We start from the raw sequence: 13443 nt of genomic DNA, 5'->3' as shown, positions 1-13443 counted from the left end.
AGCCATATCGTTAGATGCTGTATTAAGGTTTAAAAATCAGTAAGTTCTGACCTACCCTTAACAATCCTAATATTATATTGCTGCGCTATTTTCTACTACTTAAGATATGAGATCAATTTGATCATGCATTTAGCTACGAATTAGAACAATTTAATGAATAAGCTCAACAAATTACCCTCATCTTCTCCTATTTAGATTTAATATGTTGGGCAAAATTACGGTTTGCTTGAATGTCTTTATAGAAATACAGGAATAGACCAAACAAGATAATAAATGCCCCCACAAAAACCATCATTGAAAGATGTTCATGGTTTAAAACAGCACCAATCATCATAGCTAACATAGGCGTAATAACGGTTGTAAGCGATAAAGTAGTTGCTTTGATATTTTGTACAAGTTTGAAATAACAGAACATAGCAACGAGTGAAGCCATAAGAACTGTATAAATTAGAGCAAATAAGGATTTAGCTTGTGGCAAATGGGTCGGAGCATATTGCCAAATAAATGGAATAAGACAGCTCGCCAAAAGCGATGAGACCAAGATTGAACCTGTTGCCTGAGCCATAGGTTGAATTTGGGCATTCACTTTTTTTACCCAAAAAATAGAAAATGAATAAACAAAAACACTGATCAACATTAAAACAATGCCAAATGGATGCACGTGCTGACCAGATCCATTCAAACAAATGATTGCTAGACCACAAACGGCAATCGCCATACCAAGCCACTGCAATTTATAAAGATGCTGACCAAAAGCAAAACGGCCAATTAATCCAGCCATGATAGGCGCCAGACCAAACATGAGTGCGATCATGCCTGAACTTAAATATTGAGTTGCAGCATAAGTAAAAATTTGAGAGCCAATTAAACTAAAAGACCCTGCAAAATAACTATGGAGAGCTTGCTTATGAGTGGGAAAAGAAGTTTTTAGAATAAGTAAAACAATAACCGAAAGAGGTAAAGCAATATAAAAACGTAATAGTAAGGCCCACATGACATGTAAGTCAGACACGCTCCATACAATGGCTAAAGGTGTCGTTGCCCAAATAAATACAAGCAAGACATAAGTTGAAGCCAAGTTGGTCTGGGATGGCATAAGAAGCTCACTAAGCAGTTTTACGTTTTTGCTTTAAAATTGTTTGGTCGAGTGCACTGGAAAATTCACGCTTATCACGTTCTGAAATTGGAGGAGGACCACCTGTCTGGACTCCTGCACCGCGCAGCGTGTCCATAAAATCACGTAAGTGCAACCGTGCCTTAACATTTGCAGTGGTATAAATCTCACCACGTGGATGAATCGCGATACCACCTTTTTCAATAACTTGAGCAGCAAGCGGAATATCTTGTGTAATGACAATGTCATTTTCCGACATGCGATTTACGATTTCCTGATCGGCTTGATCAGCCCCACTTAAAACCTGTATTGATTTAATGCGTACCGATGGTGTAATGCCGACATTTTGATTGGCTACAAAAATCACTTCTAACTGATAACGATCTGAAGCTCGCAAAATGACTTCACGCAGAATTTTAGGTAATGCATCTGCGTCTACCCATAACTTAAATGGCAGCACGTTATTCTCTATTTCCACTAAAAATATAAGTCTAACAGATGCATTTCATTAGAGAATAGCGCTAAATATAAAACTTGTTTTCTAAATTTAATTTTAACAATCTCTTAACAGTCGACTATATTCACTCTTAAAAGCACGTGTTTTGCCTATTGAAAGGCTTTTTAATAAGTAAATATGTGCTTTTGCAAGAGAATTTACATATGTTGACTTGAAAAATAGCAATTACCCTCGATTTAATATAACAAGTGAGATAAACCCAACATCAATCGTACTTATGAAAAATCAAAACAGTCCAGAAGTTATTACGGTAAACGACCAAAATTTTGGTAGTCATGGCGAGCATTGGAATCTACTGACCGCCCATCCAGAGACAGATGTACCAAAATGGCTTGGACTGGCGCTTGATGCTCCTGTAATGCCAATGGGTTTATGCCAAAGTGAAGATGAAATGGATCAATCTTTTTGGCTGATTCAAGGTCCTCAAGGGCAAAATGTCACCATTAACCAAATTATTGCAGTTGAAAATCAAAAGCCTCGTGCTCTAAAAACAGCATTTCCTAGTTTTGAAAGTCCTTATCAATATAATGCGCAAATTGAGCGCATCATTACTTGTGACTCAGCAACTCAGGCAGTATTAAGTTTAAGATTAAATAAAAATACGACTGTTTATGCATTTGATAATTTATTTAGTGTTAATCGTTGTCAATATGACAAAACCCAAACTTACCAAGTTCAATTTAATGCATGGGCTTATGAATTAGAATCAGTCCCTGCTGGTGAAACAATTGTTGTAGACGATCCGGCATCAATTAAGCATCACCGTGCACTAAATGCAATTTTAACTGAACATAATGGAATTGCACCTGAAAATCTACAAGAACTCATTAATGAATGGCAACCAAAAACTGAGGAAGATCAAGAGCCTGTAACGGTTGATTTTTCAAAAATGGTTGCATATTTATATGGGGAAAATCTTGGTCAAGAAGACGAAGCATGGTTCCAAGGTAATATTGTCGGTAAAACTTCAATGACATTTATGGGTGCAGAATATACCCTTTACGATGTCACTTTAGTTTTAGAAGACAATCTCCCTGCCATATTAGTGCGCATCGCGACCCAAAATGATTTGTACAAAAACTTTAATATTGGTGAATATATTCGCGGTAATATCTGGATTCAGGCGAATATTTATGCTAAAAATAGTGAAACTAATTGAATTTCACTAATATTTTAAAAATTAGGCTTTTGAATGAAGATTATACCTGAACAAACCACCAGCCTCATTCAAACTAGTAACCCACGTATAAGGGTCGATACTGGTGCGTTTTGCTTTTTCATTTTAGGTATGTTCTTAGCTGCGATGATGATACATCAATTTGGTTTTATGCCTTTTTAATTAATAAATTATATAAAAATAAAGCCCTCTTTTTGAGGGCTTTATTTATTTGATTTACTTAACCATTACGTTTAGCAAAATCATCCATAAAGCGAATAAGTGCTTGCACGCCTTCTAATGGCACAGCGTTATAAATACTTGCACGCATACCCCCAACTGAACGGTGGCCTGCCAAGTTTAATAAATGATTTTCTTCAGCTTCTTTCAAGAATTGCTTTTCTAAAGCTTCATCTGCCAAAGTGAATGGTACATTCATAATTGAACGGTTTGGAATAGCAATTGGGTTATTATAGAAATCGCTTGAATCGATATAACCATAGAGTAACTGAGCTTTTTCAAGGTTCACTTTATGGATAGCCTCTACCCCACCCTGCTCTAATAACCATTCAAATACTAAACCTGACAAGTACCAAGCATAAGTTGAAGGAGTATTTACCATAGAACCATTTTTCGCTTGGTCACCATATTTTAAAATGCTTGGAATTTCTGGCTTAGCTTGGTCAAGTAAATCATCACGAACAATAACGATTGTTAAACCAGCAGGACCAATATTTTTTTGTGCGCCGGCATAAATTAAACCAAACTTGGTCACATCTAATGGAGCTGATAAAATACTTGATGAATAGTCGCATACAAGTGGCGCTTTAACATCAGGAATACCTGCAAACTGTAATCCGCCAATTGTTTCATTATCTGCATAATGAACATATGCTGCATCATCAGACAAGTTCCATTCGCTTTGATCAGAGATGGCGAACTTACCATCTACTTTAATACCTGCTTCTACAGTATTAATATCTCCATAGCGTTTTGCCTCTTTTAACGCTTTTTCAGACCAAATTCCTGTATGGATATAATCTGCTTTGTTATTTTTACCAAGCAGGTTTAAAGGAATTGCTGAAAATTGTAATGACGCGCCGCCTTGTAAAAACAGTACTTTATAGTTTTCAGGAATATTCATAAGCTTACGCAAATCTGCTTCAGCTTTTTCAGCTACGGCAACATAGTCAGCACTACGGTGACTCATTTCCATGATGGATAGACCTTTACCTTGCCAATCCAACAACTCTTTTTGAGCTTTTTCTAAAACGGCAGTAGGTAATGCAGCAGGACCAGCACAGAAATTGTACGCGCGCATGATTTTTCCCTTGTAAAGTGAAACACAATAAAAAAAGGCATTTAACCACAGATTGCTTAAGCTTGCAGCAGCTTCTCTAGTAAATATTTCAATGCTAGGGCGTATTTAGGTTTATTTTTTCAATAACTATTTTATTTATTTCTTTGCTTTCACTTATTTTTTTATAAGTTTTATTAGATAAAGTTCAACTTGACTTGTTAATCGAGTTCCCCATACTGTGAGGAATATATAAAGTTTGCTGTATGATTTTCCGTCAAGCAAAATAAACTCAAAATCATTTTGTGCTTTTATACAATTGTATAATAAACAATATGATAATTGAATTTAATAACAAGAAATTTAAACTATAAGGGATGATCAAAAATTGTTATATAAAATGCCAACACATCAGTATCGACAGTCAATCCGCCCTTTTTTCTTTAAACCCAATTACCTTGCGTTGGTATTGGGAGTATTTATTGCAACGCCTATTTATGCACAAAGCTTAAGTTATGCTGAAGCAGAACAACAAGCTTTAAAAAGCTCGTATAGCACTCAAGCCAACCAAGCTTTACAACAAGCCTCTCAATTAGAAGCCGAAGCAGTAAAAGGTTTAGGCTTACCCAGAGTTGATTTAAACGTTAGAGCATACGCGTTTCATAGTGAAACAGATGTGCCACTTAGTGGTTTTAAGCAAAAACTTGAGAATGATTTAAGCCAAGGATTAAACGACAAATTGTCTCAGTGGAACAATGTCATTCCATCAGATGTTTTAGGACAAGTTCAAGAAGGTTCAAACCAAATCATCCATGATGGAATCAATCGTTTTCCTAACTACGCTAATTTGACTGTAGAAGATCAAGTGGTTCGCCCATCTATTTCAGTTGTGATGCCAATCTATACAGGAGGCTTGACGACTAGTGCAAAGAAAATAGCTAATATTCAAGCTCAACGTTCCGAGCTTTCAAGCCAACAACAACAAGATATACAGCGCTTCGAAGTCGTACAAAGTTACTTTAATGTGCAATTACAACAACAACTGGTCGCAAGTAGCTTATTTAACTTTAATGCAATGCAAAAACATTACAGCAATGCACTAAAGCTCGAACAGCAAGGTTTTATTAGTAAAGGACAACGCATGCAATTTGAAGTTGCCCGTAACAATGCCGAACGAACTTTACAAAATGCTCAAGCAAATCTGAATGCCAGTCAATTCAGTTTAAACAATCTTCTTCATCAGCAAAGTAATCCTGATTTGAGTACTCCTCTTTTTGTAAATACAGTTCGTAGCCAATCTTTAGAAGCACTGCTAAGTAGTTACGCTCAAAAATCAAGCCTTGTGCAAAAAATGCAGTTAGACACCCAATTGGCTAATGCGAATATTCAGGCTCAACAAGCAGCTAAAAAGCCAAGCCTCTTTGCTTTTGGTGAATATTCACTCGATGAAAATGAAAACTGGATTGTAGGTGTCATGGCAAAATACAATCTGTTTTCTGGCGTAGATAAAAATAAGAATATTCATGCTGCCGAGTTAAAACGTTATGCCTCAGAACTCATGACTGAACGAACTAAACAAGAGATTGAAGCTTTATTGAATAAGTCTTATAACGAGCTCAATTCAGCGCAGCAAAGTCATACCTTACTTCAAAGAAATATCAATGCAGCTCAAGAAAACTTACGTATTCAGGAGCTTTCTTTCCGTGAAGGTATGGGAACAGCCACACAAGTCATTGACGCGCAAAATGCGTTAAGTGCTTTAAAAACAGAAATGGCTTTAAATGCTTATAAATATGTCATGTCGCTCGCAACGCTATTGCAAAGCCATGGTTCTATGGACCAGTTTAAAGCTTATGTGACTCAACCACACACCGACTATATCCGCTAATGGGGGCATAACATGAATCAAGACTCAGCTCATTCAGAACAAAATTCTCCTGTTGCGGATACGGCAGACATTAACCAAAATCAGCAGAACACTCAAACCGACAATACGCAAGAAGTAAAAACGAGTAAAAGTTCTCAACCGCCTAAAAGTTCAAAAATTAAACTAATTATTGCGCTGGTCATTATTGCTCTATTAGGGCTAATCATTTTCGGTTTATGGAAAAGTTATCAACCTAAGCCTATTGAGTTACAAGGCAGAGTTGAGGCTGAAACGATTCACGTCAGTACTAAAGTTCCAAGTCGTATTGTAGAAATTTATGTGCAAGAAGGCCAAAAAGTTTCTAAAGGACAACCTCTGGTTCGTTTAGTCAGCCCAGAAATTGAAGCTAAAAAGCAGCAAGCTTTAGCTACACTACAATCAGCTTTAGCTTTTCAGTCTACTGTAGACCGTGGTTCGCAACAGGAAAATATTGATACACTTTATGCCAACTGGCAAAGTATGAAAGCTCAAGCGAACCTTGCAAAAACCACTTATCAACGTGGTGAAAATTTATATAGACAAGGTGTTATTTCTCGTCAAAGACGAGATGAGATGTTAGCTGCACAGACCTCTGCTCAAGAGTTAAGTGAAGCAGCTTATCAACAATATGCACGAGCAAAGCGCGGAAGTACCAGTCAGCAGAAATCTACGGCAGATGCACAAGTTGATATTGCCAAAGCAGCAGTCAGCGAAGCTCAAGCACTTGAGGCAGAAACCCGCCTACTCGCTCCTATTTCAGGTACAGTTTCAAAAACTTATGGCAAACCTTCTGAACTCGTTGCGATGGGTGTACCGGTTGTCAGCATTTTAGAAGATGATGATTTGTGGGTGAGTTTAAATGTCGGTGAAAATCAGTACGCTTCTGTTTATAAAAACAAAACGCTAGAGGGATTCATTCCTGCGCTGAACCAAACCGTAATGTTTAAAGTGAAAAATATTGATGCCGAAGGTGAATTTGCCACCATTAAAACCACACGTCAAACCGGCGGTTATGATATCCGTAGCTTTAAATTGCATTTGGTACCTGAGCGTCCTGTCAAAGATTTAAAAGTTGGCATGAGTGTTCTATTTAAAATTAAAGAAGAAAAATAAAGCATGTTTGCCAGTATATTACGTGAACTAAACTATCTAAGAAGCAATAAATGGGATTTGTGTATGGTGACACTTATCCCTGCTTTTATCATTTTTTTGTTTAGCAGCATGTTTTATGCAGGTAAGGCTGAACATTTACCTATCGCGATTATTGATCAGGATCAAAGTGAGCTGAGCCGCAATATTGAAAAGTATCTTTCGTTAAATCATACGGTAGATGTTAAAACAATTACTGCAAGCTCGACCGAAGCTGAAAAACTACTCAATGAAACCAAAATTTGGGGCTATGTTTTTATTCCTGACGGCGCTGAAAAACGTTTTGTAAAAGCTCAAGACGCACAAATCAGTATTGCTTTTAATCAGTCATTTTTTAGCGTAGGAAATACGATTTCCTCAGCAATGCTAGTCAGTACACTCAATGCTTTAGCAGACTATGCAGGCCAGAGTTATCTTGCAAATAATATTCCTTATTTAGATGTCCCTACAGCACACGTCAAAATTTCAACACTCTATAATCCAAGCATGAGCTATGAATTTTATTTAGAACCTTTCATGGTTCCTGCTGTTTTGCATCTATTACTCTGTTGTTGTGTGGCTTTTGCTATTGGTCAAGAGCTTAAACACGGCACATTAACCCAGTGGGTTAACCGTGAAAATTTTATTCGCGGCTTATTGGCTAAAAATTTACTTTATAGCTTTATTTTTTGTCTCTGGACTTGGTTATGGATGTTTTGGCTCGTTGAGATTCGCGGTTGGTTTGTCGCAGGTTCTCTTAGTCTTTTATTAGCTGCCCAGTTTTTGCTTTATTTTTCTTATGCACTCATTAGTAGTACTGTTATTTTAGCTACCAAAAATTTAAGTAAAACTTTTGGTTTTATTGCAGTATACGGCGGGTCTTCTTTAAGTTTTGCAGGGGTTACCCTACCTTTAAATAACGCACCGATTTTCACTAAATTTTGGTCTTTAATTATTCCATATACACCTTATGCAAAGCTCCAAACCGAACAATGGGTGATTGGAAGTCCACTTTTTATTTCAATGACGCCTTTTTTAATACTGATTGGCTACTGCCTTATTTATTTTATTTTGAGTTCCTTGCTGCTTAAAAAACTAGTTCGGGGGGCAGCGCAATGAAAGAGTTCTTAAAGGCTTATGCCCAAACGTTTAAAGATATTGTTGGTAACAGTTCGGTTTTCACGACACTGATTTTATCAGTCATTCTTTATAGCTTTTTTTATCCAACTGCTTATAAAGCTGAACGTGCCGAATCAATTCCAATTGTCGTGGTTGATGAAGAACAGAGTCTTTTAAGCTCTCAAATTATTGGACAAGCAAGCAATAGTCCGCACGTTAAAATTGTTAATGTGACTGCTAATTTTCTCCAAGCTGAGCAAATGGTTCGCGAGCAAAAAGCAGATGGTATTTTGCTTTTACCCAACAACTTAACACAGAGCCTACGCCGCGGAGAAACTGGTGGAATTGGCTTGTACTTAAGTACAACCAACTTCTTAAAAACTAAAGAAATTGGGTTAGGTCTTGCTACCTCTATTGAAGCTACATTAAAAGAATATGTTGAAAAATTTGGAGAGCGTACACATTTCCAACCAGCCCTTTCTATTCATCAGGTTCCTTTATTTAACCCCCTTTCAGGTTATGGAAGCTATATTTTTCCAGCAGTTGCAACACTCATTATTCACCAAACGATTGTATTAGGTTTAGCCATGCTGATTGCAAGCTACCGCGAACAGCATGAAAAAATTACCTCCATTCGCTTTGCTGGAATTTTTGCCAGCCTGTTTACTATTGGTTGTTTAAGCAGCTTTTATCTTTTTGGTTTTACCTTGTGGTTCAACGACTACCCACATGGTGGAAACTTTATTGGTTTACTCGTCGCGGTTCCTATTTTTATTAGTTGTGTGATTGGATTAGGCATGTTAGTTGGTTCACTTTTAGATATGCCTGAACGTGCCGGACATATTATCGTATTTAGTTCAGTTCCTCTTTTCTTATTAACTGGTACCGCATGGCCCCACCATGCCATGCCTGAATGGCTAGAATGGTTTGCTTGGTGCTTACCTTCTACACACGGTGTACAAATGTTTGTACAGCTTAATCAAATGGGTGTTCCTTTAAATGTTGTGATTCCTAAATTGATTTTTCTAGCAACAATTGGAATCATTTTTTTAATTATTGCTCATTCACGTTTAAAAAATTCCAAATAAATTTAATGACTCATAAATGTGTATAAATTATATTTTTATTTACTATAAAATCTTATAGTTAAAGCTTATTTCTTAAATAATTGACCAAAAAAATCTAAAAAAACAAATAAATTCAAAGTATTAATTTGTATCAATTGTCATGAAACCTTAAGAAAACTTTAAGTTGAAATTAAGAAATTTTCTCCATAGTAATTAGTATAGTTTTTCAGCAGCTACGCAGAGTATTCTGTAATCCTGCCTATGACGGAATCTGGATATGGCAAAAGTGTGTTATTGCGCAGATGACTTTGCAATGAATGCAGAAATATCAGACGCAATTATTCAACTCATTGAACAAGGTGCCCTACAGGCAACCTCATGTATGACCCAATCTGAATTGTGGGAAACTGCTGCTGCCAAATTAAAACCTTTTAGCGATCAAATTGATATCGGTTTGCATTTAAATCTTACCCATCAATTCGCTTCAGGTAATACTGTTTTTTCCTTACCTATGCTTATTTTACGTGCATGGTCTTCAAGCCTGAATCGTGAATTAATTACGAAATGTATTGAAGAGCAATGGGACTTATTTGTTTCAGTCATGGGAAAACAGCCAGACTTTATTGATGGACATCAACATATTCATCAATTTCCGTTTATACGCGATATTTTGCTGCAATTGTTAAAAGAGAAGAAATTTACGGGCTGGATTCGAAATTTACAGCATCCGATTGATTTACCTCACTATCGTTTTAAGACTCGTGTGCTCTCTGCACTTGGTTCTAACTCTTTGGCAAAAGCATGTCAAACATATCAATTTAATCAGAATGACCAATTTGCTGGTATTTATGATTTTAAGCAAACTGATTATGGCGAACTCAATCAATACTGGCTTGCACATGCAAAAGACCATTTACTGATAATGTGCCATCCAGCACTTGCAGAATCAAATGATCAAGATCCGATTCAGCACGCCCGAATACAAGAATATGAATATTTTAGTTCGGATCAGTTTCAAATTGATTGTCAGCAATATGGTATCCAGCTCACTAGACTAGGGGCAATGCAATGAACACAAAACCATTTTTATCCTGCGTTGTTCCAGCCTATAACGAAGCAGAAAATTTAAAAACTTTTATTCCTGCTTTAGCAAATAGTCTAAAACAGCAAAATCTTAGCTTTGAAATTATTGTGGTCGATGATGGAAGTAAGGACGATACTATTCCAATTTTGCAAACAATGATTGATGACTATCCATTAGTTGTGCTTGAACTTTCACGCAACTTTGGTAAAGAAGCAGCTTTAAGTGCTGGTTTAGATCATGTGACAGGCGAAGTTACTTTACTAATTGATGCGGATTTTCAACACCCATTTGAAGCAATTCCAACCATGATCAACCTTTGGAAAAATGGTTATGACATGGTGTATGGCATTCGTAATCGCTCCACTGAATCTTGGCTTAAACGTGTTTTAACTCAAGGTTACTATCGTATATTAAACTTAAGCTCACCGATCGATATTCCAGAAAGTGCTGGAGACTTTCGTCTATTAGACGCAAAAGTTGTTGAAGCAATTAAACAATTGCCAGAAAAAAATCGCTATATGAAAGGTCTATATGCTTGGGTTGGTTTTAAAAGTATAGGCGTTAATTTTTCTGAACAGGAACGTCAGCACGGCCGTTCTAGTTTTAACGTAAAATCTCTATTTAACTTGGCTATGTCAGGTTTAACTGGTTTTTCAGATTTACCTTTACGCATCTGTATCTATTTAGGTGCAATTCTGGCTTTAGGTGCTATGGGCTACGGCGTATGGATCATCATTAAAACGTTGATAGAAGGAATTTCTGTCCCAGGTTGGGCAACACTTGCAGCAGGTATGACTTTACTTGGCGGTATACAGTTGTTATTCCTAGGTATTGTTGGTGAATATATTAGTCGTATTTACGCTGAAGTAAAAAATAGACCAAAATATATTGTTGCATCCGAACATTCTCGTATTAAACAAGAAAAATCTATCACAAAGCCGGAAAATACTTTCTCTAGTTTCTAACATGTTTGCTCATATTCTTCAGCTCACGCGGTTTGCTACTACTGGAGCCGCAGCAGCACTTACTCACTACAGTGTGGCCATGCTTCTGTTTAAGAAGCATGTTGCACTGCAATACGCCAATTTACTCGCATTTTTAGTTGCCTATTGGGTGAGCTATTTCGGGCATCGTATTTTTACTTTTAAAGCACAGCATCTTGATCATCGTCAGACTCTACCAAAATTCACATTGGTTGCAGGCTTAGGTTTTTTATTTAATGAAAGTTTTCTTCTACTCTCGAACCTCTATTTTAATGTCCCTGTTTCAACCTTAGTGTGTATTGCAATTGTTCTGACTTCTGTCATGACTTTCTTGCTTAACCGTTTTTTTGCATTTCAACATTAAGGATTGTGTATGCAGCAATGGCTTCGTAATTCCAAATTTTTATTATTTTTTTTACCGTGTTGGTTACTTCTTCTTTCTTGGATAAGACCTCTATCTGTACCTGATGAAGGACGCTATGGAGATATTAGCCGAGCTATGGTCGAGTCTGGAGATTGGTTAACTCCACGAATCGATGGTTTGCCATTCATGCATAAACCCCCTCTACTACACTGGTTAAGTTCTATTTTTATGGAGCTTTTTGGCGTACATGTATGGGTGTTACGGTTAGTACCAATTTTAGCTGGTACCCTCATGTTAGTGGGACTATTCTTATTTGTAAAAAAGCATATTTCGGAAGGCGTAGCACAGCTTACGGTTATCATTTTAGCGACCAACCTGCTTTTTTTTGGCAGTAGTCAATATATTAACCATGATTTACTAGTAGCCTCATGGATTACGATTAGTGTTTTATGCTTTGCTGATTTCACCATTTCTGCACGTAAACCTATTTTATTTTTAGGTTACATCGCAGGTGCAGCTGCTTTTCTAAGTAAAGGTCTCATTGGGGTTCTCATTCCAGGTATGATCCTGTTGCCGTGGATACTCTACACAAAACAATGGAAGAAAATACCTTCGCTTCTTAATCCATTGGCGATCTTGCTATTTTTGCTCATCATTAGTCCATGGCTCTATGCAGTACAAAGTAAATACCCTCAATTTTTACATTACTTCTTTATTGACCAACAATTTAGTCGATTTAGTTCAAAAGAATTTAATAATAAACAACCATGGTGTTTCTATCTGCTTATTTTATTTGTCAGCTGCTTACCATGGTTTTTTGCGAGTAGATTTGAATCTATTAAGACCATCTTTAAAGACTATAAGCAATCAGGTGTATTTGCCCTGCTTGTATGGTGGTTTATTTCTGTTACGGTTTTCTTCTCTATTCCGCCATCTAAACTAGCGGGCTATATTTTACCTGCTGTGCCACCTCTTGCTATTTTCTTAGCACTTGTGATTAACAAAGTTCTTGAAAGCAGTTATAAAACCAAATTACAGATTTGGGGTACTCCTGTATTTATTATACTTCTTGGAATTGGTATTGCTGCTACACCTCGTTTTATTCGTGCAAATCAACCTTTTTTCCAACACGAAGCTGTATTTATTTATACCATTGGTGCGCTGTTAATTGTGCTCCCACTGGTTTTAGTGTGGTTATACAAAAAGGAAAAAGTGAGCTATTTAAACTATATTTTTATAAGTTTAATTGTTTTATGTAGCTCTGTTCCTTTTGCCGTTCGTATTTTAGATACCAAAAATAATGTTGGCCAAACAGATTTTGCTGAGTACATTACTCCATCTACAAAAATAGTTTTCTACAATTACTATTTTTATGATGTGCCATTCCTTTTAAAGCTTAAACAGCCTGTCTATATTGTAAATGAATGGGATAGTGTCCATTCCGATAGTGCTTCTTTAGAAATTAAAGATGGCTTGTTATTTGAGCCCCAACTTAAAAAGTATTTGTGGAGCGAACAGCAGCTCAAAGATGCTTTATCTCAAAAGCAAGATCTAATCGTGGTAAGTCAACCAAATAATTTTTCGACTAAAGACCCATCGGTAAAAACTCTACATTACCGAAACTATGATGTATTTATTTTCCATCCGGCAAAATAAATAGACGAGAAATAAAAAAGGAAGCCTAGGCTTCCTTTTTTTTATTTTAAAA

The 13443-nt window shown here is 36.6% G+C and carries 13 protein-coding genes and 1 pseudogene; 11 read left to right on the top strand and 3 right to left on the bottom strand.

What is annotated here, in order from left to right; translation table 11 throughout:
- Nucleotides 1-77: 77 nt before the first annotated feature.
- A pseudogene (locus MKL35_RS19380) lies at nucleotides 78-158 on the top strand (PilZ domain-containing protein); the annotation flags it as partial.
- 29 nt (nucleotides 159-187) lie between these two features.
- Here the strand turns inward: MKL35_RS19380 and MKL35_RS04360 are convergent.
- Together MKL35_RS04360 and MKL35_RS04355 are read right to left on the bottom strand one after the other, a co-directional pair.
- Nucleotides 188-1096 (bottom strand): DMT family transporter, encoded by a 909-nt coding sequence (locus MKL35_RS04360; RefSeq protein WP_004707455.1) that lies wholly within the window; start codon nucleotides 1094-1096, stop codon nucleotides 188-190.
- A gap of 10 nt (nucleotides 1097-1106) precedes the next feature.
- Entirely contained in the window at nucleotides 1107-1592 is a 486-nt protein-coding gene (locus tag MKL35_RS04355) for a YaiI/YqxD family protein (RefSeq protein WP_080746701.1), read from the bottom strand.
- A 256-nt stretch (nucleotides 1593-1848) separates the two neighbouring features.
- Here MKL35_RS04355 and MKL35_RS04350 point away from each other — a divergent pair, with 256 nt between their 5' ends.
- Nucleotides 1849-2790, top strand: coding sequence for a hypothetical protein (locus MKL35_RS04350; protein WP_032011943.1), 942 nt, complete (start codon nucleotides 1849-1851; stop codon nucleotides 2788-2790).
- A gap of 33 nt (nucleotides 2791-2823) precedes the next feature.
- Nucleotides 2824-2970 carry a hypothetical protein gene (locus tag MKL35_RS04345; RefSeq protein ID WP_000691793.1) on the top strand — a complete coding sequence of 49 codons (147 nt, stop codon included), beginning with the start codon at nucleotides 2824-2826 and terminating at the stop codon, nucleotides 2968-2970.
- Nucleotides 2971-3028: 58 nt separating this feature from the next.
- On the opposite strand, the gene serC is transcribed toward MKL35_RS04345, so the two are convergent.
- Complete coding sequence (serC, locus tag MKL35_RS04340; protein ID WP_022575256.1) at nucleotides 3029-4108, bottom strand: 3-phosphoserine/phosphohydroxythreonine transaminase; 1080 nt, start codon at nucleotides 4106-4108, stop codon at nucleotides 3029-3031.
- 376 nt (nucleotides 4109-4484) lie between these two features.
- On the opposite strand from serC, the gene MKL35_RS04335 reads away from it, so the two are divergent.
- The 8 genes from MKL35_RS04335 (at nucleotide 4485) to MKL35_RS04300 (ending at nucleotide 13391) form a co-directional block, all read left to right on the top strand.
- Complete coding sequence (locus MKL35_RS04335) at nucleotides 4485-5972, top strand: TolC family protein (RefSeq protein ID WP_001142040.1); 1488 nt, start codon at nucleotides 4485-4487, stop codon at nucleotides 5970-5972.
- A gap of 12 nt (nucleotides 5973-5984) precedes the next feature.
- A complete protein-coding gene (locus MKL35_RS04330) occupies nucleotides 5985-7103 on the top strand; it encodes an HlyD family secretion protein (RefSeq protein ID WP_270912905.1) in 1119 nt (372 codons plus the stop codon).
- 3 nt (nucleotides 7104-7106) lie between these two features.
- The gene (locus tag MKL35_RS04325; RefSeq protein WP_146134253.1) at nucleotides 7107-8237 is read left to right on the top strand and encodes an ABC transporter permease; all 1131 of its coding nucleotides are present in this window, start codon (nucleotides 7107-7109) and stop codon (nucleotides 8235-8237) included.
- The gene (locus MKL35_RS04320) at nucleotides 8234-9325 is read left to right on the top strand and encodes an A1S_2622 family ABC transporter permease subunit (RefSeq protein WP_004707441.1); all 1092 of its coding nucleotides are present in this window, start codon (nucleotides 8234-8236) and stop codon (nucleotides 9323-9325) included. The genes MKL35_RS04325 and MKL35_RS04320 overlap by 4 nt, the downstream gene beginning before the upstream one ends.
- Before the next feature lie 256 nt (nucleotides 9326-9581).
- On the top strand, nucleotides 9582-10376 hold the full coding sequence (locus MKL35_RS04315) for a ChbG/HpnK family deacetylase (protein ID WP_002048545.1): 795 nt from the start codon (nucleotides 9582-9584) through the stop codon (nucleotides 10374-10376).
- Complete coding sequence (locus MKL35_RS04310) at nucleotides 10373-11353, top strand: glycosyltransferase family 2 protein (RefSeq protein ID WP_004707439.1); 981 nt, start codon at nucleotides 10373-10375, stop codon at nucleotides 11351-11353. Before MKL35_RS04315 ends, MKL35_RS04310 begins: the two co-directional genes overlap by 4 nt.
- 1 nt (nucleotide 11354) lies before the next feature.
- Nucleotides 11355-11735, top strand: a complete 381-nt coding sequence (locus tag MKL35_RS04305; RefSeq protein ID WP_032011581.1) for a GtrA family protein — start codon at nucleotides 11355-11357, stop codon at nucleotides 11733-11735.
- A gap of 9 nt (nucleotides 11736-11744) precedes the next feature.
- Complete coding sequence (locus MKL35_RS04300) at nucleotides 11745-13391, top strand: ArnT family glycosyltransferase (protein WP_032011582.1); 1647 nt, start codon at nucleotides 11745-11747, stop codon at nucleotides 13389-13391.
- The last annotated feature ends 52 nt before the right edge of the window (nucleotides 13392-13443 follow it).

Source organism: Acinetobacter sp. AOR41_HL, from assembly GCF_027854645.1.
Classification (GTDB): Bacteria; Pseudomonadota; Gammaproteobacteria; order Pseudomonadales; family Moraxellaceae; genus Acinetobacter; species Acinetobacter nosocomialis.
The sequence above is the reverse complement of the archived record's forward strand: the minus strand, read 5'-3'. Positions and strand labels throughout refer to the sequence as shown.